Source organism: Candidatus Competibacteraceae bacterium (genome assembly GCA_016713505.1).
Taxonomy (GTDB): domain Bacteria; phylum Pseudomonadota; class Gammaproteobacteria; order Competibacterales; family Competibacteraceae; genus Competibacter_A.
Genome location: JADJPA010000001.1, coordinates 2,399,267 through 2,421,559, shown reverse-complemented (window position 1 = coordinate 2,421,559; position 22,293 = coordinate 2,399,267). Strand labels below are relative to the sequence as shown.

Below are 22,293 nucleotides of genomic sequence, written 5' to 3'. Positions count from 1 at the left end.
AACTATGGAGCCTTTTTAGTACGCTGCTTCATCATGAAGGTTGAGATCGCAAAAACCCGGCGGGTTGCGCGGGAACGGATGCCGCGCCAGGATGGCGACGCCACCCGGCAGCATATCCTGGAAACCGCCGGGCCGCTTTACGCGGAACGGGGTTACGCGCTGGTGACCAGCAAGGAAATCTGCACCCGCGCCGGCGTCAACATGGCCTCGGTGAACTACCATTTCGGCGGCAAGGACGGCTTGTATGAAGCCGTGTTGATCGAGGCCCACCGCCAGATTCTCAGCCTGGAGGAGCTGGAGCGGCTGGCCCATGCCGGCGATGATCCACGGGCGCGATTGCGGGCCGTGCTCGCCCGGTTGCTGGTGATGTCGGCGCGGCCCGAGACTTCCTGGGGCTTGAAGGTGATTTTGCGCGAAATGATGATGCCTTCGCCGCTGTTGCCCGCCCTGGTGCGGCGGGCGATTCTGCCCAAATCCCAGGTGGTGCGCGAGCTGATCCGGCAGATCATGGGCTTGCCGCCCGATCATCCTCTCGTGCAGCGCGGCATGTTGTTTTCGATGCTGCCGAGCTTCGTCTTGCTGTTAGCGCCCCGCGAAGTGGTCGGTAAGCTGTTTCCCGACCCCAGCACGGCGGCCCCGGCCAGCCTCGCCGACGATCTGACGCGCTTTGTTCTGGCGGGGCTGGAGGGCATGAGGGGCGATCCCGCTCAAGGCGACCTTGCGCCATGACTTCGCATTGGGACGCCTTAGCGGCGCTGTTCGCGGCCAACCCGCTGGCGCAAGCGGTGGGTTTGGTCGCCTTGGGGGTCGGGATTTTGACCTTCCTCCAGCACAGCGACCACCGCTTGCGCCTGTTTCTCACGCTGTTCAGCGCCTTGATCGGCGCTCATTTCTACTTGCTGGGGGGCAGCACCGCCGCTTTTTCAGCCTGGCTGAGCGGCTTGCGCGCGTTTGTATCCACCCGCACCCGCCATGTCGCCGTCATGCTGTTTTTTATCGGGTTGGTCTGGCTGATCGGTATTCCCAACATCACTCGACCGGTGCAATGGTTGCCGGTGATGGGTACCACCTTGGGAACGTGGGCCTTGTTCCGCGCGCGGGGCATTCGGATGCGGGCGATTATTTGGCTGAGCACGGTATGTTGGATGATCCATAATTACGCCATCGGCTCCATCGGCGGAGCGATGATCGAAACCTGCTTCCTGCTCGTGAACGGCTATACCATCTACCGGCTCTGGCAGAAGCGCGCCGCTGTTTGAACGGCGGCGTAGCGGCGCGAGAGAATTACAGGAAATAGGTTTGCAGCGGCGGGAAGCCGTTGAACTCGATGGAGCTGTAGGAGGTGGTATACGCGCCGGTGGACAGCCAATACAGCCGGTCGCCGCTTTCCAGCGACAGCGGCAGCTCGTATTGAAAATGCTCGTAGATGATGTCCAGGCTGTCGCAGGTCGGGCCAGCCAGCACCACGTCGCCTTCCTCGCCGGTCTTCTCGGCGTAAATCGGGTATTTGATCGATTCGTCGATGGTTTCCATCAAACCGTTGAACACGCCGACATCGGTGTACACCCAGCGCTTCAGGTCGGTTTTCGATTTCTTGGCGACCAGCACCACCTCGCTGACCAGCACTCCGGCATCGCCCACCAGCCCGCGGCCCGGCTCCAGATAGATCGCCGGCGGCGTCTCGCCGAAATAGGTCTTGAGATACGAGTTGATTTCTTCCGCGTAAATGGCGAGCGGATTGGATTTGATCAGATAATCCGCCGGAAAGCCGCCGCCCATGTTCATCGCCTTTAACGGGAGCCGATCTTTCTCTAGGGAATCAAACAGCGCATGAACCTGTGAGATGGCCGCGTCCCAGGCGGAAATCTCACGCTGCTGCGAGCCGACGTGAAAGGAAATGCCGTAAGGCTCCAACCCCAAATGAGCCGCCAGCGCCACCAGGTCGATGGCCATGCGCGGCTGGCAGCCGAACTTGCGCGATAGCGGCCAGTCCGAGTCCGAGGTCACCGCATCCATCAACAGCCGGAAGAACACCCGCGACCCCGGCGCTTCCCTGGCCAGATTGCGGATGTCGGCCTCGCAGTCGGTGGTGAACAAGCGCACGCCTTTTTCGTAGGCTTCGCGGATGTGTTTGGCTTTTTTGATGGTGTTGCCGAAACTCAGTCGATCCGGCGTGACGTTGAGATCCAGCATCCGATCCAGTTCGTGGATCGACGCGATGTCGAAATACGAGCCAGCATCGCGCAACACGGCGAGCAATTCGACGCCGGGGTTGGCCTTGACCGCGTAGTAAATTTTAGCGTTGGGAAAATTCGTCCGAAATTCCTGGTATTTCTCCCGGACCTTATCCAGCAGCACCACCAAGAACGGCGTCTCCTTAGCGCGGGAGAAGGCCATGATTTTTTCCCAATCGGCAGGAAGGTAGTAATTGCGATACATGGTTTGTCCTGGTTAATGGGCCTTAAAGCCACCGGCTGCCAACAAGTTCCGGGCGGGGTTCGAACGCCTGGCGCGCGTGCGCGGCGGCGGAATGAATGACAGCACGGCGAAAACGGGCCGCCACCATAGCGCCGCCAGCGCTTCCGATCAAATCGCGGCGGTTCGTTGGCGAGTTAATTCCATCAGCCACGCATGGGTGCCGGTGGCCGCCGGGCCGGTCGCGTTTTTGGCCGGCCGGCTTTGGATATAGGTTCCGTCCGGTTGCATCAGCCAGGATTGCCGGTTGTCGTGCAGGCAGATCTCCAAAATTTCCCACAGCTGCTCGCGGGCGGTCCGGTCCGCCACCGGCGTGGCCGCTTCGACGCGGGCGGAGAGGTTGCGGTTCATCCAGTCGGCCGAACCGATGATGAATTCACCGTCGACCGGATTTTCCTGGCCGTTGGCGAAGTGAAAAATTCGTGAATGCTCCAAAAAGCGGCCGATGATGGAGCGGACCCGCACGTTTTCAGTCCAGCCCGCTACCCCGGCGATCAGGCAACAGAACCCGCGCACGATCAAATCGACAGGCACGCCGGCCTGAGAGGCGGCCGACAGCGCCCGCGCCATCTCCAAATCCTCGACCTGGTTCATCTTGGCCACGATCCGGGCCGGCCGGCCCGCGCGCTGGTTTTCGATTTCCCGCTCGATGCAGTCCAGAAAGTGTTGGCGCATGTTGGTCGGCGCGATCAGCAATTTCTGATAGCGCGGGGTGCGCGCCGCTCCGGTCAAGTAGTGAAACAGGTTGACCACATCGGCGGTGATGGCGGGGTCGCAAGTCAGCAAGCCGACATCGGTGTACAGCCGGGCGGTCTTGACGTGGTAGTTGCCGGTGCCGATGTGGGCATAACAGCGCAAGCCGCCTTTTTCCTTACGCACCACCAGCGCCACTTTGGTGTGAGTTTTCAGCCCCATCACACCATAGGTGACATGCGCGCCGACTTTTTCCAACTGCTTGGCCCAACGCAAGTTGCGTTCCTCGTCGAAACGGGCTTTCAGCTCGATGACGCAGGCGACTTGCTTGCCGGCCTCGGCGGCGCGGATCAGCGATTGCACGAAGGGAGTGTCATCGCCGATCCGGTAAACGGTCATCTTGATCGCCACGGTCTGCGGGTCGACGGCGGCGTCGCTGATGAAGTCCTCGACGCTGGTGTCGAAGCATTCGTAAGGGTGATGCAGCAGCAGGTCGCCGGCGCGAATCGCGGCGAAAATGTCCACTTCTTCGTTGGGCAGACGGAGCGGCGGCAGCGGCTTCCATTCGGGGTCCCGCAAGGCGGGTACGTTGAGACTGGCGATCTGAAACAGGCCGGTGTAGTCGAGCAGACCGGGCAGCTCGTAGACCTCGGCGCTGTCCAGTTCGAAACGCTCCGTCAGCCCCTGACGGAGGGCCGGATGGGCGTCGGGCGCCAGATCCAGACGCACCACCGGTTCGAAGCGGCGCTGCTGGAGCGCTTCCTCGACCGCTTCCCGCAGGCTGTCGTCGTCATCGTCGTCCAGCTCGACCTCGGCGTTGCGCAGGATGCGAAACAAGGTGGCGTTGATCAGTTCCATGCCGGGAAACAGCGCGTCGGTGCTGTGCCGGATCAGATCTTCCAGCCGGATGAACCGATGCTGGTCGGCCGCCGTTTCCGCCGTGAGTCGGATCCACGAGGGCAGGACGGTCGGGATTTTCACGCGCACCGGAACGAATTCGTCGGTTTCGGGATTGCGCAGGATGAAACCCCAGTTGGTCGACAGGTTCGACATGAAGGGAAAGGGATGAGCCGGGTCCATGCCGAGCGGGGTCAAGGCCGGGGAGACATCCCGGTCGAAAAGGGTCGCGGCCTCCTCGCGCTGTGCCGCGGTCAGTTGTTCCCACTCGACCAGGAAGATGCCCTGCTCGGCCAAACGGGGGAGTAGCTCCTGATAGCAGCGCGCCTGTCGCTCCAGTTGCGCCAGCACTTTTTCGCGGACTTCGGCCAGGCGCTTCTGGGACAGCAGCCCGACCCGCTTCATGTAGAACTCATCGAGGTTCGAGGTGAAGATCGCCAGAAATTTGAGTCGCTCCAACAGCGGCGTGCGCTCGTCCAGCGCCTCATGCAGCACGCGGCCGTTGAAATCGATCCAGCTCAAATCACGGTCGATCCAGGCGTGCGCCAGCAGACCTTCGCGAGAAGCCAGGGGCTGTTCGGCGGTTGAAGCCGGGTGGTCTTTCTTGCGGCGTTTGGAGCGGACTCGGGTCAGGCTGATGCCAGTCTTGGTCTCTTTGGTTTGGGCGGACATGCGGGCTCCCTCAAGGTGCGGCAATCGGCGGTGCGGCGGCATTATGGGAGTTCCTGACCCCGCAAGCAAAGCAAAGTTCGAAAAAAATTTGTTACATTTTTATGTTGTTGGCTCGGTCGAGGCGAGTGGTGATCGGGGTCGTTCCGAGTCGCCGCCCGCCATCAGCGCGCCACAAGTTGATAAACCGCTTCGGTGTGGGCCGCGACATTGTCCCAGTTGAAGGTTTCCTCGACCGCGCGCCGGCCGTTGGCGCCGAGCAGCCGGCCATGTTCGCGATCCGCTAACAAGGCCGTGATGCCCTGCGCCAAGGCGTCCGGCCGGACCTCTGTCAGGAAGCCGTTGGTGTTGTGCTCGACAAAGTCCCGAGGGCCACCCGCGGTCGTGACGACCACCGGCTTGGCGGCGGCCCACGCATCCAAGACCACGATGCCGAAGGGTTCGTTGCGGCTTGGCACCGCGACCACGTCGCAGGCGAACAGCATATCGATATAGTCCCGATAGGGCAGGCGCCCGAGCAAGACGGTGGCGCTTGCCACGCCAAAATGCTGGGCTTGCCGCGCGATGGCGGCTTTTTCGGGGCCTTCACCCGAGAGGATGAAGCGGGCTTCTGGATGGGACGCTAGAATCAGCGGTATGGCTTCGACCAGCAAATCCATGCCTTTTTGCGCGGTCATGCGACCCGGTGAGAAGACGGTCGGCACCGTTGGGGCGATGCCGTAACGGGCCTTGGTCTGCGCCGCATCGCACGCGCCGGCGAAACTCTGGTAGCTGACGCCGTTGGGGACGATGCGCACCTTCGCCATGGGAACGCGATAAATACGTTGCAATTCCTCGGCCAGGAACTGACTCACCGCAATGACCAGGCTGGCGTCGTGGCAGCCGGCCGCTTCGATGTCGCGCACCTGTCGGGCGAAGCCGTCATGGAACACATTGCCGGCGCGACCGTACTCGGTGGAATGCATGGTCAGCACGCCCGGCGTGTCGAAGCCGTCCATGATAGAGCGCAGGGCGTCGGTCGCCAGCCAGTCGTGGGCGTGGGCGATGTCGAATGAGCCGATCATGGCCGTGATTCGCTCGAAGCGATGCGCCATGGCTTGGCACATGAAGCCCATGCACTCGACCTCGTTGTCGCTCAGACCGTGCTCGATGCGGTGATAATGTACGCCGCCGATGGATTGGTAGTCACTCTGCGCTTCCTGGCGCCGGGTGATCACGTGCAGCTCGTGGCCCCGACGGCACAGGCCGGCGGCCAGTTCGGTCACATGGACGCCGAGGCCGCCCAAACAAATGGAGTGTAGGGATTCCGAGGAAAACATCGCGACGCGCATGGCTGTACGACCGTTCAACTCAAACGCAAGGCCTGCCATCGAACAGCAAACGCCGTGCCGGATTTCCCGTGTCGAAGCGGCGAAGCGCTCGTCGCTTTCAGGAGTCGCCCACCGTCTTAGGCTGGTCCAGACCCTGTTTCGCCAGCGCCGCCGCCCGAAACAGGGCGCGACCCTTGTTCATGGTTTCCTCCCATTCCTTTGCGGGAACGGAGTCCGCCACCACGCCGCCGCCCGCCTGGATATGCAGCAGTCCATCCTTGAGCACGGCGGTGCGGATGGCGATGGCGGTGTCCATGTTGCCAGACCACGATATATAGCCGACCGCCCCGGCGTAGATGCCCCGCTTGACCGGCTCCAACTCGTCGATGATTTCCATGGCGCGGATTTTTGGCGCGCCGCTGAGCGTGCCCGCCGGAAAAGTGGCGCGCAGCGCATCGATGGCGGTCAGGCCCGGTCGCAGCCGCCCGGTCACGTTGGACACGATGTGCATGACGTGCGAGTAGCGTTCCACCATCATCTTTTCGGTCAGTCGGACGCTGCCGGTTTCGCTGACCCGGCCCACGTCGTTGCGGCCGAGATCGATCAGCATCAGATGCTCCGCCAGTTCCTTGGGATCGGCCAGCAGTTCCGCTTCCAGGGCCTGATCCTGCTCCTCGGTGGCGCCGCGCTGGCGGGTGCCGGCGATGGGCCGCACCGTGAGCAAGCCATCCTCCAGCCGAGTCAGGATTTCCGGCGAGGAGCCGACGATGTGGAAGTCGCCCAAATTTAGGAAATACATATAGGGTGAGGGATTCAAGCCCCGCAGCGCCCGGTACAAATCCAGCGGCGCGGCCCGGAACGGCGCCGACAGGCGCTGCGATGGCACCACCTGCATGCAATCGCCGGCCAGGATATAGTCCTTGATCCGCTCGACCGCGGCTTCGTAACCCTGTTGGGTGAAGCCGGAAACGAATTCGATCTCGTTGGCGGCGGGGTTGGAATGAGGCAACGCATAAAACGAGCGAGCGGCGCGCAGTTGTTCGTCCCATTCATCGAGCCGCTGTTGGGCGCGGACGTAGGCGCGTTCCACCGCCGGGTCCACCAGGGTGATCATGTACAGGCGCCCGGCCAGGTTGTCGAACACCACGACATCTTCCGACACCAACAGCAGAATGTCGGGATTGTCGAGCGGGTCGGGATTGGGACAGCGCGCCAGTTTCGGCTCGATGTAGCGAATGGTGTCGTAGCCGAAATAACCGACCAGTCCGCCGATGAAGCGCGGCAACCCTTCACCGGTGGCCGGCACCCGATAGCGGCTCTGAAAGTCCTGCAACCAAGCCAGCGGGTCGGCGCACTCCAGCGCCTCGACGATTTCACCGGCGTGCTCGACGGTCACCCGCTGGCCGCGCACCCGGATGATCTTGCGGCAGGGTAGGCCGATGATGGAATAGCGGCCCCATTTCTCGCCGCCGTGCACCGATTCCAGCAGGTAGCTGTACGGCGCGTCGGCCAGTTTGAGATAGGTGCTGAGCGGAGTGTCGAAGTCGGCCCGCACTTCGCGGGCGACCGGAATCCGGTTGAATCCTTGTTCGACCAGATTTTGAAAGTCTTGCTGATTCATAGCGAGCGAACCATCCTGAATGGCGAAAATAAAAAAGTGAAGCGAATCGAAATGTTACGATTCTAGCGATGCCATCGGAAGTCCGAAGCCCGTTTCAGGCGCGAACGGAGCAGCGAGGAATGAGCGGATGAGGCCATCAGCCGGCCCTGCCCAGCAGGCGCGGCAGGTCCGCGATGGAAGCGATCACGGCGTCCGGCCGGGCTTCGCGGATATCGCGGCCGTGGTTGTAGCCGTAAGGCACGCACACCACCGGACAGCCGGCGTGGCGGGCGGCGCCGACGTCGTTGAGGGAATCGCCGACCATCAAGCTCTGGTTGATGGGAGCGCCCAAGCGGCCGGCGCAGAGCAGCAGGGCATCCGGCGCGGGTTTGGGATGGGCGACGCATTCGCCGCCGACCACGGCGCTAAAGAAGTGGCCGATGCCCAGATGCCCCAACAGCGGTCGGGCAAATTCGACCGATTTGTTGGTGACGCACGCCAGCGGCAAGCCGGCGGCGTAAAGCTGGACCAACCCCTCGCGCACGCCGGGATAAAGGACGCTGCGGGCGCTGAGATGTTCGGCGTAAGCAGCTTTGTAGAGCGGCTTGGCGCGAGCGAACAGCGCCGGGTCGGCGTGTCCCGCCATCTCGTCAGTCAGGGCGCGATGGATGAGATTGTCCACGCCGTTGCCGACCCAGTCGCGCACCTGAGATTCCTCCCGCGCCGGCAGGCCCAACTGGTCCAGCATGATGTTCACGGCGACGGCCAGATCGGGCACGCTGTCGACCAAGGTGCCGTCGAGATCGAAAAACAGGGCGGTGATATTCGCAAACATATTATCCGTGAGCGGCCTTGGCGAGTTCGGCGCGCAAGGCGGCGAGGGTGGCGCGGTAGTCGGGGGTGTTGAAGATGGCGGACCCGGCGACGAAGGTATCGGCGCCGGCGTCGGCGATGGCGCGGATGTTGGCGACATTGACGCCTCCGTCCACTTCCAGTCGGATCGGATGGCCGCTGGCGTCGATGAGCCGGCGCGCGTCGCGCAACTTGTGCAGCGTGCCGTCGATGAAGCGTTGGCCGCCGAAACCGGGATTGACCGCCATCAGCAGCACCATATCCAGCTTGTCCATCACGTATTTAAGGTGATCGAGCGGCGTGGCGGGATTGAAGACCAAACCCGCTTTGCAACCGCCATCGCGGATCAGTTGCAGGCTGCGGTCAATGTGCTCGCTGGCTTCAGGATGAAAGGTGATGTAGCTGGCGCCGGCCTTAGCGAAGTCGGGAATCAGGCGATCCACCGGTTTGACCATCAAATGCACGTCGATGGGTGCGGTGATTCCGTACTTGCGCAGCGCCGCGCACACCAACGGCCCCGCGGTGAGGTTCGGCACGTAATGATTGTCCATCACGTCGAAATGCACGAGGTCCGCGCCGGCGGCCACCACGGCGTCTACTTCCGCGCCGAGGCGGGCGAAATCGGCCGCTAAAAGCGATGGCGCAATCCAAAAATCCCGCATGGTTGGTCTCGGGGCGGCTCCCAGGGAGCGGTAACGGGTCACGGTGGAAAATTGAAAAACGACTTTACCCGAATCGTCGGATTTTAGACAACGCCACGGGCGAGCGCTTGCCAGAGGATGACAGTTTGAATTTTTATTGCAGCCGCCTTTGGACCCGTTCTCGAAACTGGGCCGCCGCTTTCGGGTTAGGAATTTCATCGGCCAGGGCATCGATGGCGGCGGCCAGCGTGGTCGCGCCACGGAAATGATCGGCGCAAACCATGTTGGCGATAGGGCCGATGAACTCTTTGAGCGTCTGTTCCAGGACGGTTTGAGCGATGGCCGTCAGAGCAGGCGGCGCAGATGAGGGTAGTGAGTTGGAGTGAGTCGCCGCGCCGTGAGAGATGAAGCTATCGAGAATGGCCAATATTTCCGCGGTGGGCGGCAACGCCATCCGCGTGGCGGAAAGCGTGCCTGGCGCGAAGGCGATGCCGCCGTTTTGGATATCGAGCAAGCACGACAGCGCGTCGGTGCCATGCTTTTTTTTAGCCATCAAGGAGATGATTTCGCCGTCTCGCAGGCTGGCTTGTCCGAGTAAGTGGCCATTTTCGAGGAAGTACAACGTGCCTGTTTGCTTTTCTTGGCACAGCTTGCGCAGCTGGGCGACGATCGCTGAAAAGGTTAAGGATTGTTGGAACATGGCAATCTCATGATGGGTGCGCGGCGCGGGAAAACGCTCTATCCCACGCCGCTGCTTGGGATTTATGAAAGGTTTTTCTGCAAGCGCCGCATGGCGACCACCACGCTGTTGCGTAACAGGTCAATCGCGTGCCGGACGTAATCGATCTCATCGCGGCTGCCCGGATTGTCTTGTAGCGGCAAATCCAACTCGCCCTGGGCGATGCGCTCGGTCGCTAGCGCCAGCTCTTTGAGGCGCTTGATGATCGTTTTTTGGGTGAACAGGAAATTCAAGAAAAACGCCAGTACAATCAAGGTAATGGTATAAGGATTGAGGAAAGTTAGAAAGACTTCGGCCAGGGTGACATCCGGCAGCTTGACGCTGATGATGCCGCGCACGTCGCCGACCTTGTAACCGAAAGCGCGTTTGTCGCCGTATTTCGCGATGACGTCCGCCGGTGCGTCCTTGGGGTCGCCATGACATTTCAGGCAGGATTGCTGTACGAAAATCGGCTGGCTGTAGCGATAAAAGTTGCCTTCGAACGCATCTTGGTATTTCTGGTTATGATCGGCTTTAAACGCCTGGATGGCTGCGGCTTCGAAGCGATCCGGCGCGTTGGCCGGATTGCGATATTCGTCGCTGGTGACGCGGAACGTGGCGCGGGTCGCGGTCTTGCTGACGATTTCCGACAATTCGCGCGTGGCCAGCGCCGGGTTTTTGGAGAAGAACTCCATGGTATTGTCACTGCTGACCCGCTTGCCCAGGAAGTCGCGGAATTCGGGAGACAGGTGGTCGACCCACACCACGCCACTGTTAGCGACCCAGGCCCGGAAGGCGATCACCTGTTCGGCGGACGCTATGGCCTCATTGCGTAATTGGACGGTTTTCAGAGTATAAATGCCGATGAAGAGAGCGGTGGCGATGAGCGCCAGAGTGAGGATAAAGATCAGAGAATATTTAAGTTGGATGCTCCATTTGGAAAACACGATGGTCTTTCTCCCAATAAAAACGGTTGCTTAACAGAAAAGTATCAAGTGGCCCGATGGCCATGAATAGCCTAATTTTTATAAGCATATTATGTACCAATAATGTTGAATAAGTCCATTTATTAAATCAATAGGGCGCTAAATTTGATTATTTTAATAGGTTAATAAGGCTTATAAATTCGATGGATTGCTAACATGCTGCCTCAAACGACGAGCACTTGCGGTGCGCCGGTTTCCAAACAGCCGATCATCGTGGCCTCGTTAAAGCCTGCTTGGTGGAAGCAGGCCACTACGGTTTCCGCCGCCTCAAGCGCACAGGCGACCAGCAAACCACCACTGGTTTGGGGATCGCACAGCAAGCGCTGGCTCCAGGAAGGCAGTGGTGAGCTCAAACTGACCCCGTGCCCGTAACTCGCCCAATTATCGACGGCCTGACGGAGGGTGTTGAAGGTGAAGCGGACGGTGGCGGCCTGATCGGTGAGCTGGCGCTTGAGGTGCTGCCAGAGACGTTCGACGGGGTTGAGTTCAGGCCAATAGGGCAGGCGGTGGAGCAGGACGATACCAACCAGTTCCCCGCCGTCATCCGATGCACCGCCAAGCGCGCCGCCGCCTGCTGCCGATCGCTGGCGCAGGGTTCACTCTTGCGGATAGGGTTGCCGTCTGAATCACCCGATGCTGGGTGAGGTCGGCAGCGGACGGGCTTGACGGAAACTGCGGCTGGCGAGCTTAACCCAGCCGCTGGAGTATCCGTTCTCGAAATTGGATCGCTGCCTGGGGGTTGGGTATTTCTTTGGACAAAGTGTCAACGGCGATATCCACGGTGATGGCGAAGCGGAAACACTCGGTACAAATCATTTTAGCGATAGGGCCGATGAATTCTCTAAGGGTTTGCTCCACGATGGTCTTAGAAGCCGCCGTCAAGGGATAATTCAAGGGGTTTTTACCGACATTAGCCTTCGAACGTTGGCTCGGGGGGTCGGCTCGGGCTAACAAGGTAGACTCCAAGGAATTTTTACCGAGCCTCGCCCTCGAAAGCTGGCTTGGAGGGTCGGCTCGGGCTGTCGAAAGCTGGCTTGGAGGGTCGGCTCGGGTTAACAGAGAAGATTCTAGGAAATTTTTACCGAGCCTCGCCCTCGAAAGCTGGCTTGGAGGATCGGGTTGGGCTATTTGGGGCAAATCCAGGGGTTTTTTGTCCGGCGGGGCCGGCGCGGCGGCAGGATCGGCGGCTTCGAAGGCCGCCAAAATCTCAGCGGTGGAGGGCAGGGTCATTTGCGTGGGCGGCGGTGTGCCTTGAACGAAGGCGATACTGCCGTTTTTAACGCTGGTAAGGAGCGGGAGCGCATCGACGCCGCGCTGTTTTTGCGCCCAGCACGAGATGATCTCTCCTCCTCGCAGGTTGATTTGACCCAGCGAACGCCCGCTTTCGAGAAGGTAGAGGGTGCCGGTTTTCTTTTCCTGACACAGGTTGCGCAATTGCGCGGTGATGGCCGACAGCGATAGCGATTTCTGGAACATGATAGTGCTCTGTTAGCAAGCGGGCGAAACGTCGCCGGAAAAAATGAGACCAGAGCGGTCGGTCCTGAAGAAATCAGGCAACCGGAATCCACGGATGCTGGCATTAAAGATAGGACACACGCGACAGATCCGCCCGACTCTTTGGAATTGCGCCGCGCTATCGTGCGTGATCGGCGCTAAAGAACGGCCCTAACAACCGGGCGCAGGGTTCGGGGTCTTCCAAATGCGGGTGATGGCCGCCGGACAGAATATGCACCGTTAGATCGGCGATCCGGGCGTAACGTTCCCGCATGTAGTCGCGTTTGACCAAGTAGCCGTCCGCGCCGCAGATCAGCAGCGCCGGCGCTTTGATGTGATCCATGTAAGCGAGGATTTGCGGTTCGCTGAGATAGAACGGCGACATGAACCGCAGCCGGGGGTCGGTGCGCCAGCCGTAGCCTTCACCGACCGGCTGAATAGCGCGTCCGACCAAGCTCGCCGCCGCCGTCCGCGCCAGCCCGCCCGCCTCGCAACGCGCCGCAACCGCCGCTTCACGGGTCGGATAGAGCGGCGGCCGCTTGGCCGGCAGGGCGTTCATCTGCTCGATGGCTTTGCGCAAGTTGGTCGGACCCTCGGCGGGATTGCTGGTCGGCGGTCCCAAGCCTTCGATCATCGCCACCCGGCTGATCCGCTCCGGCGAGACCGCCGCCATGAAGCTGGCCAGCCCGCCGCCCAGCGAGTGGCCGAGCAGGGCGAAGCGGCGCCAGCCCAAGGCATCGGCGGCGGCCAGCACATCGGGGAGGAAGTCGGCCAAGTGGTAATGAACCCCCTGTGGGCGGTGCTCGGACAGGCCGTGGCCGGTCAAATCCAGCGCCACCAAGCGCAGCTCGGGCAGCAGCGGCGCCAGCGCGTCGAAACTGGCGGCGTTATCCAGCCAGCCGTGTAAGGCCAGCACCGGAATGCCCTCCGGCGGCCCCCAAGCCCGCGCGGCCAGCCGCAGATAGCGGGTTTGCAGCGTCAGTTCTTCCGGTAGTGTCACGAGCGCTCAGACGCCTGCCGGATAATCCCAACCCGCATCGGCCGGGAACAGGTTGTGGTATTTCACGCTGGAGCGCGGTTCGGCCATCATCTCGGCCACGGCGTCGCGCCAGCGGGCGTAATGGGCGGTTTCCTTGTGCTGCGCGGTGGCCTCGACCGTCCGGTAGACCTCGACCAGTACGAAACGGGTCGGATCGTCAGCCTGCTGGATCAGATCGAAGCGAGCGATGCCGGGTTCCCGAACGCTGTGGCGGGCATTGTCGAGCGAGGCGGTCTTGAACGCCTCGATGCAGTCCGTTTTGACGTGGACGAAGACATGGACGATCAGCATGACGCTGTTCTCCTTCCTTTTTGGTGAGAGGGGAAGTCAGGGCGGACCGGGCGGCAGATAATCCAGCAGCAGCCCGCAAAAGATCACCAGCCCGAAACCGTTGTTGTTGAGAAACGCCTTGAAGCACTCCTCCGGCGTGCGGTCGCGGATCAGATATTGCTGATACAGCGCAAACCAAGCCGCCACGAACACCGCTAGATAGTAAATCCAGCCGCGCCCGGCCAGTAGCCCAATGACCGCCAACAAGCCCAACAGCATCGCTTGCAGATAAGCGATGATGCGCGTGTCGTGCGCGCCGAACCAAAGCGCGGTGGATTTGACGCCGATCTTGCGGTCGTCCTCCCGATCCACCATCGCGTATTGGGTGTCGTAAATCATCGACCAGAGCACGTTGCCCAGGAACAATAACCAAGCGCTCAAAGGCAAGGCGTCGGTCACCGCCGCGTAGGCCATCGGAATGCCCCAGCCGAACGCCGCGCCGAGATGCGCTTGCGGCAGGTGATGGAAACGCTTCATGAACGGGTAGGTCGCCGCCAACGCCAGTCCGACGAACGACAGCTCGACGGTCAGGGCGTTCTGAGTCAGCACTAGGGCGAAGGCCAGCAGGCTCAGACCGGTCGCGAGCCCGATCGCTTCGCGCAGGCTGACCCGGCCGGCCGCTAGCGGTCGGTCGCGGGTGCGGGCGACGTGCGGGTCGAACTTGCGGTCGGCGATGTCGTTCATCACGCAGCCGGCCGAGCGCATCAGCGCCACGCCGAGGACGAAAACGAGCACGGTGCCGCGGGGCGGCTGGCCGTCGCCTGCGAGCCACAGCGCCCACAGCGTCGGCCACAGCAGCAGGTAGATGCCGATGGGGCGGTGCAGGCGCATCAGCAACGCATATTCGCACAAGCGGTTTTCAAGGCGTTCGATGGTCATGGTCAAGGCGAGTCCGAGCGGCGGCTAAGTGGCGATACCGGCAGAGCCGGCAGAAAAATCTCCATCACTAACAGAGGATTACCGTCGATTCGAAAGATCGAGCGGCGCCCCCAAATGGCCCGCGGCGGTTCGATAAGGCCGCCGAACGCCCGCTGGTGCAAGCGCTGGCCGACCGCGATGCGAGCGATTTCGACCGGGTCGCGCCGCACGCCGGGATCGGCGAACAGCACCGCGCCCAGCGGTTTTGTTCCGATGGTGGTCAGCCGGCGGCTTCGACCTTGCAGCGTTTGGACCGGGATCAGGCTGCGGGCGAACACCCAAGGCTGTCCGTCGCACAACAGCTGAACTTCCCGAGTCCACGCCCAGGCATCCCAGCGCAGCTTCAGGGGGCGCGCTTCGTCCCGGCTGGGGCGCGTCCAGCCCTGGCTTAACACGCGCACTCGAAAGTGGCCCGCACAGGCGCAGCGCAGGCGTTGGGTCAGCGATCCGGGATCGAACAGCCAAGCGGACAGACCATCGGGAATGTCGCGGAGGAAGAGCTGCGAGCGAGGATGCCATCTCGGTAAACCAGCGGATGGGATGCGATCGGCGCACAAAGCGATTATTGAGTGATTATGAGTTTAAAAATAATTATGGCATGGTTGCCGGCAAGCGGGGGAATGGCGCGGCCAACATTGTCGGCTGATGTGAGCAGGCGCGCTGCTTTGTCCGTGGCCTCAATGGGTCAGCGCTGGCGGGGCGATTTTTGTTCATGCTGGATTCAGCCCTCGTCTGCTGCAATTCAGCCGGGCTTTAGCTACACTAATCCTTAGTGTTGATTCAATTACTTACACTGAATTTTCAGACGTGGCGCCGCGCTCTGTTGTCGTTTCAAGAACGCGCGGCAACGCGGGCGTTAGTGCGAGGTGTCGCGTGAAATTAAAGATCGGATGGGCGCTGGCTGCCGGCGCGCTGTTGATGAATATCGGGTGGAATCCTGCTGGCTCGCCGCGCTGGTCCCTGCTGGGCGGCGCGGCGGCGCGCGCCCAGGTCAGCGTCGATTTCGGCTTTTTCCATGACGAACTGGCGCCTTACGGCGATTGGCGCCAGCGCGAGCCCTACGGCTGGGTTTGGTTTCCTGACGTCGGCAGGAGCTGGCGGCCCTATACCTTCGGCTATTGGGTGTTCACTGCCGATTATGGCTGGACCTGGATTTCCACCGACCCCTGGGGTTCGATCCCATTTCACTACGGCCGCTGGTTTTACGACGAAGGCCGCCGGGCGTGGGCGTGGGTGCCGGGTACCGAATGGGGGCCGGCCTGGGTCGGCTGGCGCAGCGGCGGCGGTTACATCGGTTGGGCGCCGTTACCGCCTTCGGTGGAGTTCGATGCCACGGTCGATTTCGCGCCCGCTGATCGGGATTTCGGCAGCCGGTGGAATTCCTGGTCTTTCGTGCCGACAGGACGGTTTGTCAATCAAGGTCTGGAGCGCTTCATCGTGCCGCGCCCCCGTAATGTTGCGCTGATCAACACGACGGTGAATGTGACCCATTACAGCATGATCAACCGACGGATCGTGAATCGCAGCATCGATCCCGACCGTTATGAAGAAGAAGCGCGCACCCGGCTGGTGCGCTATCAAGTCGATGAAATCAGCCGACCGGTCAGGCGGGAAAGGCCGGTTCGAGGGGGGCGGGTGGTGCTGTTCAAGCCGCAAGTGGTCAGAACAGAGCTAGCCCCATCGCCCTCGATAGAGCAGCCGCGTCGCTTTGGAGTATCGCCCGAGGGCCGGGCCGAGCGCCGCGAACCGGGCGCGGATCGCCCGCTCCGAAAAGGCCCAGGGTCTGCTGGAGACGAACGCACCGGCCAGCGTCCGGGGCGACCCATGACCGACGATCAACGCCAGCAATCCGAGCGGGAACGAGCCAGACAATGGGCCGAACGCGAGCAAAGACAGCAAGCCGATCCAGATTCAACCCGTCAGCGGACCGAGCAGGAGCGCGCCCAACGGCAAGCGGAACGGGAGCAAGCACGCCAGCAAGCCATCCAACAGCGGCAACAAACCGAACGAGAACAGGCTCGGCAGCTGACCGAGCAGGAGCGCGCCCAACGGCAAGCGGAACGCGAAACCCAGCGTCAGGCCGAACAGGCCCGGCGACAGGCGGAACGGGATCAAGCCCGGCAGCAGCAATCCGAGCAGGAGCGCGCCCAACGGCAGGCCGAACGAGAGCAAGCGCGCCAGCAGGCGATCCAACAGCGGCAGCAAGCGGAACAGGAACAGCTCCGACAGCGGACCGAGCAGGAGCGCGCCCAACGGCAGGCCGAACGAGAGCAAGCGCGCCAGCAGGCGAGCCAACAGCGGCAGCAAGCGGAACAGGAACAGCTCCGACAGCGGACCGAGCAGGAGCGCGCCCAACGGCAGGCCGAACGAGAGCAAGCGCGCCAGCAGGCGAGCCAACAGCGGCAGCAAGCGGAACAGGAACAGCTCCGACAGCGGACCGAGCAGGAGCGCGCCCAACGGCAGGCCGAGCGTGAAGCTCAGCGGCAAGCCGAGCAGGCCCAGCGCCAGGCCGAACGGCAGGCGCAACGGCAGGCGGAACGCGATGCCCAGCGCCAAGCCGAGCAGGCCCAGCGCCAAGCGGAACGGGAACAGGCTCGCCAGCAGGCGATCCAGCAGCGGCAACAACAGCAGCAACAGGGGCAACAGGAGCAGCAGAGGCGGCGGAATCTGCCGGAGTGCAAGAGCTTGCCGCCGGGAGTGCAGCAGGAGTGCCGGTAACGGATTGTAAGGCGGTGATCACTTGGAATTTCGCTTCATTTAGCTGAAGGCTCCGGTCTTGTTCCGGATCTGAAACCTGGCTGAACGCTGTTATAGTTACGGTCTGTCGACGGTGGGCTCGATATGCTGCCCACCGTTGCACGGCCGGAAACCAATAACAGATGTACGAAGCTCAAAATCCCATCATTTTTTCTCTGTTCCTGATCTTCACTGGCGCGGCGCTGTTCGCCACGCTGGCGCTCTACGCGCGCCAAGCGCTCCCAATCGCCTACATCATGCTAGGCATCCTGATCGGTCCTTATGGCTTCAAGCTGATCGATAACGCCTCGGCCATCGAGGAAATGGCCCAGATCGGCATTATGTTCCTGTTGTTCCTGTTGGGCTTGGATCTGTCGCCGCAGCGGTTGCTGCACATGCTGCACAAGGCGACCGTGATCACGCTCGGCACTTCCTTGGTGTTCGCGCTAGCCAGCGGCTGGATCGTTTGGTTGTTCGGTTACTCGCTGGGTGAAAGCCTGCTGATCGGCACGGCGATGACTTTTTCCAGCACCATCATTGGCCTCAAGCTGCTGCCGACTCGGACGCTGCACCACCAGCACACCGGAGAAATTATCATTAGTATCCTGCTGTTGCAGGATATGCTCGCCATCGCCGTGCTGCTGTTGCTCGAAGGGTTGGGCGGGCGCGGCTCCTCGCTACAAGGCTTGGGTTTGTTGATCGTTACATTGCCGCTGCTGCTGGGGTTCGCCTTTCTCGCCGCGCGTTACGTGCTGATCCCGCTGATTGACAAGTTCGACAAGATTCGCGAATACATCTTCCTGACCGCGATCGGCTGGTGTCTATGCATCTCTGAAGTCGCGGCGCTGGCGGGACTGTCCTACGCCATCGGTGCTTTTATCGGGGGGGTGGCGCTGGCCAGCAGCCCGATTTCGCTCTACATCGCCGACAGCCTCAAACCGTTGCGCGATTTTTTTCTGGTGCTGTTCTTTTTTTCGCTGGGCGCGGGCTTTGACCTCGGCATGTTGAGGGAAGTGGCCCTTCCGACGTTAAGCCTGGGCGCGCTGCTGCTGGCGGGCAAGCCGTGGGTGTTTCGCGGCTTCCTGCAATGGACCGGGGAACGGCCTCGCATCGCCATGGAAGTCGGGGTGCGGCTGGGACAAGTCAGCGAGTTTGCGCTTTTGATCGCAGTGATGGCCCAGCAGAATCAATTGATCGGCCGGGAGGCGTCCTATCTGGTGCAGGCGACGACGCTGTTGACCTTCATCGCCTCGACCTACTATCTGGTGCTGAATTATCCGACCCCGGTGGCCATTTCCGACAGCTTGCGCCGGGATTGAACGCTGGCCGCCGAGCATATCGAGACCGGTTGGATCGGTCGCGCTCGCCGCGAGTCAGGAATAAATGATTTGGCGGGATGGGCAATTTTTCCTATAATCGCCGCCATTTTTCGGCCGAACCGAATCCCATAGGGGGGTTTGGCGCGACCGGACATCCCTCGTGATCTCTCCGGTGAACGTCCCAGCAAGAGCGACGCGCGCAGTTAGGGCGCGATGCGCGTTTTCCGAAGTCACCGCGCATTGTTCCCCGTAGTTCCCTATAGTTGACGCTGATGTAGGAGAGAGAGTTGATGCCCTCGCGTAGCGAATTGGCCGCCCGAAACTTGTTGGACACCATCACCGAAGCGGCGGCCGAAGCCGGCCCCGTCGGTCCGGCCTTCCAAACCCCCACCCGCCAGGAGCTGGCCAACGCCATCCGCGCCCTGAGCATGGACGCCGTGCAAAAGGCCGAATCCGGCCATCCGGGCGCGCCGATGGGCATGGCCGATTTCGGCATGGTGTTGTGGAACGATTTCTTGCGGCACAATCCCGCCAATCCCAAATGGTTCAACCGCGACCGCCTGATCCTGTCGAACGGCCACGGTTCGATGTTGCAGTATTCGCTGCTGCATCTGAGCGGTTACGATCTCACCATCGAGGATCTCCGTAAATTCCGCCAGTTGGGTTCGCGCACGCCGGGCCATCCCGAGTACGGCCGCACCGCCGGGGTGGAAACCACCACCGGGCCGTTGGGTCAGGGCTTGGCCAACGGCGTCGGCATGGCGCTGGCCGAACGGGCGCTGGCGACCCGCTTCAATCGCCCCGGTTTTCCCGTCGTCGATCATTACACCTACGTCATTTTGGGCGACGGCTGCCTGATGGAAGGGATTTCCTACGAAGCCTGCTCGCTGGCCGGCATCTGGGGCTTGGGCAAGCTGATTTGCTTGTACGATGACAACGGCATCTCCATCGATGGCAAGGTGGAGGGGTGGTTCCGCGAGAATGTCGCACTGCGCTTCGAGGCGATGGGCTGGCATGTGATTCCAAACGTGGACGGCCACGACCCCGAGGCGATCCATGTCGCCATCGAACAAGCGCGGGCCTTTCACGAACGGCCGACGCTGATCTGCTGCAAGACCACCATCGCCAAGGGCGCGCCGAACAAGGGCGGCAGCGAGAAATCCCACGGCGCGCCGCTGGGAGCCAGCGAGGTCGCCGCCACCCGCGAAAACATCGGCTGGCGGCATGAAGCGTTTGTGATTCCGCCCGAAATTTACCGCGCCTTCGACGCCCGCCCCAAAGGCGCGGCCTGGGAAGCGGAGTGGAACGAAATGTTCTCGCGCTATCGCACGCAGTTCCCCGAACGCGCGGCGGAATTCGACCGGCGCATCGCCTGCGGCTTTCCCGACGATTGGGATGCCATCGCGTGGGAATTCATTCACGCGACCCAGCAGCGGCGCGAAGATCTCGCCACCCGCGCCGGCTCGCAGCGCGCCTTGGAGTTTTACGGCCCGCATTTTCCCAGCCTGGTCGGCGGCTCGGCGGACTTGGCCGAATCCACCGGTATTCCCTGGGTCGGCTCGCGGCCGGTCGATTTCGAGCACCCGGACGGCAATCTGATCTTTTACGGCGCGCGCGAATTCGCGATGAACGCGATCATGAACGGTCTGGCGCTGCACGGCGGCTACGTGCCGTTCGGTGGCACCTTTCTGATGTTCGCCGACTACGGCCGCAGCGCCATCCGCATGTCGGCCTTGATGAAAATCCGCTGCATGTTCGTGCTGACCCACGACTCCATCGGGGTGGGCGGCGACGGACCCACCCACCAGCCGGTCGAGCATGTCGCCAGCTTGCGGATCATCCCGGATTTGTCGGTGTGGCGGACTTGCGACACCACCGAAACCGCCGTGGCCTGGAAGATGGCGCTGGAGCGGGTCAATGGCCCGACCGCGTTGATCTTCACCCGCCAGAAACTGCCGCATCAGGACCGCACGCCCGAGCAAGTGCGCGCCATCGCGCGCGGCGGTTATGTGCTGCTCGACTGCGGGGCCGATCCCGAGGCGATCATCATCGCGACGGGTTCCGAGGTGCAACTGGCGGTCGAAGCGGCGCGGGAACTGAACGGCCAGGGGCGGCGGGTCCGCGTCGTCTCCATGCCTTCGGTGGACGTGTTCGACGCGCAGGACAAGGCGTACCGCCAGTCAGTGCTGCCGCCGTTGGTGACCCGCCGGGTGGTGGTCGAGGCTAGCGTGACCGCGCCCTGGTACAAATACGCCGGGCCTGAGGGCACGGTGGTCGGCCTTGATTGCTTCGGCGAATCGGGGCCGCCGGAAATCATCTTCCAGCATTTCGGCTTTACCGCCGAACGGGTGACGGCTGCCGTGGCGGCGCTGTTTTGAACCGCCGGCCGCGATCGCGCTGATTTTTGTCGGTAAGGCTTAAAGTTTATACTAATATTTTGTATGTCGTTCCGGGCGGGTCACGGCATCCGCCTTTCCATAACCACACGTTTCGCTCACCACACAGTTGGAGGAAAGCATGGCTATCAAAGTGGGTATCAATGGTTTTGGCCGCATCGGTCGTATGGTGTTTCGCGCGGCGGTGAAGGATTTTCCCGACATTGAGATCGTCGGCATCAACGACCTGCTCGAGCCCGATTATCTGGCCTACATGCTGCAATACGACTCGGTGCATCGCAAGTTTGAAGGCAAGGTCGCGGTCGATGGCAACACCCTGATCGTCAACGGCAAAAAGATTCGCCTGACCGCCATCAAGGATCCGGCCGAACTGAAGTGGAGCGAAGTAGGCGCCGATATTGTCGTCGAGTCCACCGGCCTGTTCCTGACCGAAGAAACCTGCAAGAAGCACCTCGCCGCCGGCGCGAAGAAAGTCATCCAAAGCGCGCCCAGCAAGGACGACACTCCGATGTTCGTCTACGGCGTGAACCATGACAAATACGCCGGCCAAACCATCATCTCCAACGCCTCCTGCACCACCAACTGTCTGGCCCCGGTCGCTAAGGTGTTGAACGATCAGTGGGGCATCAAGCGCGGCTTGATGACCACCGTGCACGCCGCCACCGCCACCCAGAAAACCGTGGACGGTCCGTCCAACAAAGATTGGCGCGGCGGCCGCGGCATTTTGGAAAACATCATTCCGTCCTCGACCGGCGCGGCCAAGGCCGTCGGCAAGGTCATCCCGGAGCTGAACAAGAAGCTCACCGGCATGGCCTTCCGCGTGCCCACTTCCGATGTGTCGGTGGTTGACCTGACCGTGGAGTTGAACAAGCCCGCGGCCTACAAGGACATCTGCGCCGCCATGAAGTCCGCCTCCGAAGGCGCGATGAAGGGCGTGCTGGGCTACACCGAAGATAAAGTGGTCGCCACCGACTTCCGCGGCGAGAGCAACACCTCCACCTTCGACGCCGACGCCGGCATCGCCCTGGACGACAACTTTGTCAAGGTCGTGGCCTGGTACGACAACGAATGGGGTTATTCCTGCAAAGTGCTGGAAATGGTTCGCGTCATGGCCAAGTAAGCGAACGCCACGCCGTGGCGGTTCCTTGCTGAATTGAAATCCATGCCCCCGCTCGCCTTGCGTTTCGCGTCAGGGCGGACGGGGGTTTGATTTGGAGGAG

Annotated in this window: 21 protein-coding genes; 7 read left to right on the top strand and 14 right to left on the bottom strand. The window is 61.8% G+C overall.

The window, feature by feature from the left end; all coding sequences use genetic code 11:
• Nucleotides 1-33: 33 nt before the first annotated feature.
• Together IPK09_11035 and IPK09_11030 are read left to right on the top strand one after the other, a co-directional pair.
• Complete coding sequence (locus IPK09_11035; protein MBK7984149.1) at nt 34-729, top strand: CerR family C-terminal domain-containing protein; 696 nt, start codon at nt 34-36, stop codon at nt 727-729.
• Nucleotides 726-1,259, top strand: a complete 534-nt coding sequence (locus IPK09_11030; protein ID MBK7984148.1) for a YgjV family protein — start codon at nt 726-728, stop codon at nt 1,257-1,259. Before IPK09_11035 ends, IPK09_11030 begins: the two co-directional genes overlap by 4 nt.
• A gap of 25 nt (nt 1,260-1,284) precedes the next feature.
• Here IPK09_11030 and IPK09_11025 read toward each other — a convergent pair whose 3' ends face one another.
• The 9 genes from IPK09_11025 to IPK09_10985 all read right to left on the bottom strand — a co-directional run bounded on the left by IPK09_11025 (nt 1,285) and on the right by IPK09_10985 (nt 11,194).
• On the bottom strand, nt 1,285-2,439 hold the full coding sequence (locus IPK09_11025; protein MBK7984147.1) for a type III PLP-dependent enzyme: 1,155 nt from the start codon (nt 2,437-2,439) through the stop codon (nt 1,285-1,287).
• Between the two features lie 147 nt (nt 2,440-2,586).
• Nucleotides 2,587-4,737, bottom strand: coding sequence for a polyphosphate kinase 1 (ppk1, locus tag IPK09_11020; protein ID MBK7984146.1), 2,151 nt, complete (start codon nt 4,735-4,737; stop codon nt 2,587-2,589).
• Between the two features lie 161 nt (nt 4,738-4,898).
• Nucleotides 4,899-6,065, bottom strand: coding sequence for a glycosyltransferase family 4 protein (locus tag IPK09_11015; GenBank protein ID MBK7984145.1), 1,167 nt, complete (start codon nt 6,063-6,065; stop codon nt 4,899-4,901).
• 97 nt (nt 6,066-6,162) lie between these two features.
• Nucleotides 6,163-7,665: an anthranilate synthase component I gene (locus tag IPK09_11010; GenBank protein MBK7984144.1), complete on the bottom strand. Its 1,503-nt coding sequence runs from the start codon at nt 7,663-7,665 to the stop codon at nt 6,163-6,165.
• Nucleotides 7,666-7,801: 136 nt separating this feature from the next.
• Nucleotides 7,802-8,479, bottom strand: coding sequence for a phosphoglycolate phosphatase (locus tag IPK09_11005; GenBank protein MBK7984143.1), 678 nt, complete (start codon nt 8,477-8,479; stop codon nt 7,802-7,804).
• A 1-nt stretch (nt 8,480) separates the two neighbouring features.
• Nucleotides 8,481-9,158, bottom strand: a complete 678-nt coding sequence (rpe, locus tag IPK09_11000) for a ribulose-phosphate 3-epimerase (GenBank protein ID MBK7984142.1) — start codon at nt 9,156-9,158, stop codon at nt 8,481-8,483.
• A gap of 133 nt (nt 9,159-9,291) precedes the next feature.
• Nucleotides 9,292-9,837 (bottom strand): DUF4388 domain-containing protein, encoded by a 546-nt coding sequence (locus IPK09_10995; protein MBK7984141.1) that lies wholly within the window; start codon nt 9,835-9,837, stop codon nt 9,292-9,294.
• Between the two features lie 62 nt (nt 9,838-9,899).
• A complete protein-coding gene (locus IPK09_10990; protein ID MBK7984140.1) occupies nt 9,900-10,802 on the bottom strand; it encodes a DUF3365 domain-containing protein in 903 nt (300 codons plus the stop codon).
• Nucleotides 10,803-11,005: 203 nt separating this feature from the next.
• Entirely contained in the window at nt 11,006-11,194 is a 189-nt protein-coding gene (locus tag IPK09_10985; GenBank protein MBK7984139.1) for a hypothetical protein, read from the bottom strand.
• A 9-nt stretch (nt 11,195-11,203) separates the two neighbouring features.
• Here IPK09_10985 and IPK09_10980 point away from each other — a divergent pair, with 9 nt between their 5' ends.
• Nucleotides 11,204-11,485 carry a hypothetical protein gene (locus IPK09_10980; protein ID MBK7984138.1) on the top strand — a complete coding sequence of 94 codons (282 nt, stop codon included), beginning with the start codon at nt 11,204-11,206 and terminating at the stop codon, nt 11,483-11,485.
• A gap of 43 nt (nt 11,486-11,528) precedes the next feature.
• Here IPK09_10980 and IPK09_10975 read toward each other — a convergent pair whose 3' ends face one another.
• The 5 genes from IPK09_10975 to IPK09_10955 all read right to left on the bottom strand — a co-directional run bounded on the left by IPK09_10975 (nt 11,529) and on the right by IPK09_10955 (nt 15,179).
• Nucleotides 11,529-12,317, bottom strand: a complete 789-nt coding sequence (locus IPK09_10975) for a DUF4388 domain-containing protein (GenBank protein MBK7984137.1) — start codon at nt 12,315-12,317, stop codon at nt 11,529-11,531.
• A gap of 157 nt (nt 12,318-12,474) precedes the next feature.
• On the bottom strand, nt 12,475-13,335 hold the full coding sequence (locus IPK09_10970) for an alpha/beta hydrolase (GenBank protein ID MBK7984136.1): 861 nt from the start codon (nt 13,333-13,335) through the stop codon (nt 12,475-12,477).
• A 6-nt stretch (nt 13,336-13,341) separates the two neighbouring features.
• Nucleotides 13,342-13,665: an antibiotic biosynthesis monooxygenase gene (locus IPK09_10965; GenBank protein ID MBK7984135.1), complete on the bottom strand. Its 324-nt coding sequence runs from the start codon at nt 13,663-13,665 to the stop codon at nt 13,342-13,344.
• 36 nt (nt 13,666-13,701) lie between these two features.
• The gene (gene ubiA, locus IPK09_10960) at nt 13,702-14,583 is read right to left on the bottom strand and encodes a 4-hydroxybenzoate octaprenyltransferase (protein MBK7984134.1); all 882 of its coding nucleotides are present in this window, start codon (nt 14,581-14,583) and stop codon (nt 13,702-13,704) included.
• 2 nt (nt 14,584-14,585) lie between these two features.
• A complete protein-coding gene (locus IPK09_10955; protein MBK7984133.1) occupies nt 14,586-15,179 on the bottom strand; it encodes a chorismate lyase in 594 nt (197 codons plus the stop codon).
• Between the two features lie 316 nt (nt 15,180-15,495).
• On the opposite strand from IPK09_10955, the gene IPK09_10950 reads away from it, so the two are divergent.
• The 4 genes from IPK09_10950 (at nt 15,496) to gap (ending at nt 22,193) form a co-directional block, all read left to right on the top strand.
• The gene (locus IPK09_10950) at nt 15,496-17,340 is read left to right on the top strand and encodes a hypothetical protein (GenBank protein ID MBK7984132.1); all 1,845 of its coding nucleotides are present in this window, start codon (nt 15,496-15,498) and stop codon (nt 17,338-17,340) included.
• Between the two features lie 161 nt (nt 17,341-17,501).
• Entirely contained in the window at nt 17,502-18,677 is a 1,176-nt protein-coding gene (locus IPK09_10945; GenBank protein ID MBK7984131.1) for a cation:proton antiporter, read from the top strand.
• Nucleotides 18,678-18,967: 290 nt separating this feature from the next.
• Complete coding sequence (gene tkt, locus IPK09_10940; GenBank protein ID MBK7984130.1) at nt 18,968-21,055, top strand: transketolase; 2,088 nt, start codon at nt 18,968-18,970, stop codon at nt 21,053-21,055.
• 139 nt (nt 21,056-21,194) lie between these two features.
• Complete coding sequence (gene gap, locus IPK09_10935; protein ID MBK7984129.1) at nt 21,195-22,193, top strand: type I glyceraldehyde-3-phosphate dehydrogenase; 999 nt, start codon at nt 21,195-21,197, stop codon at nt 22,191-22,193.
• The last annotated feature ends 100 nt before the right edge of the window (nt 22,194-22,293 follow it).

Excerpts from the sequence above, each read along its gene's own strand:
- IPK09_11035 (MBK7984149.1), top strand. The coding sequence starts at position 34 with ATGAAGGTTGAGATCGCAAAAACCCGGCGGGTTGCGCGGGAACGGATG.
- IPK09_11030 (MBK7984148.1), top strand. The coding sequence starts at position 726 with ATGACTTCGCATTGGGACGCCTTAGCGGCGCTGTTCGCGGCCAACCCG.
- IPK09_11025 (MBK7984147.1), bottom strand. The coding sequence starts at position 2,439 with ATGTATCGCAATTACTACCTTCCTGCCGATTGGGAAAAAATCATGGCC.
- ppk1 (MBK7984146.1), bottom strand. The coding sequence starts at position 4,737 with ATGTCCGCCCAAACCAAAGAGACCAAGACTGGCATCAGCCTGACCCGA.
- IPK09_11015 (MBK7984145.1), bottom strand. The coding sequence starts at position 6,065 with ATGCGCGTCGCGATGTTTTCCTCGGAATCCCTACACTCCATTTGTTTG.
- IPK09_11010 (MBK7984144.1), bottom strand. The coding sequence starts at position 7,665 with ATGAATCAGCAAGACTTTCAAAATCTGGTCGAACAAGGATTCAACCGG.
- IPK09_11005 (MBK7984143.1), bottom strand. The coding sequence starts at position 8,479 with ATGTTTGCGAATATCACCGCCCTGTTTTTCGATCTCGACGGCACCTTG.
- rpe (MBK7984142.1), bottom strand. The coding sequence starts at position 9,158 with ATGCGGGATTTTTGGATTGCGCCATCGCTTTTAGCGGCCGATTTCGCC.
- IPK09_10995 (MBK7984141.1), bottom strand. The coding sequence starts at position 9,837 with ATGTTCCAACAATCCTTAACCTTTTCAGCGATCGTCGCCCAGCTGCGC.
- IPK09_10975 (MBK7984137.1), bottom strand. The coding sequence starts at position 12,317 with ATGTTCCAGAAATCGCTATCGCTGTCGGCCATCACCGCGCAATTGCGC.
- IPK09_10965 (MBK7984135.1), bottom strand. The coding sequence starts at position 13,665 with ATGCTGATCGTCCATGTCTTCGTCCACGTCAAAACGGACTGCATCGAG.
- ubiA (MBK7984134.1), bottom strand. The coding sequence starts at position 14,583 with ATGACCATCGAACGCCTTGAAAACCGCTTGTGCGAATATGCGTTGCTG.
- IPK09_10945 (MBK7984131.1), top strand. The coding sequence starts at position 17,502 with ATGTACGAAGCTCAAAATCCCATCATTTTTTCTCTGTTCCTGATCTTC.
- tkt (MBK7984130.1), top strand. The coding sequence starts at position 18,968 with ATGCCCTCGCGTAGCGAATTGGCCGCCCGAAACTTGTTGGACACCATC.
- gap (MBK7984129.1), top strand. The coding sequence starts at position 21,195 with ATGGCTATCAAAGTGGGTATCAATGGTTTTGGCCGCATCGGTCGTATG.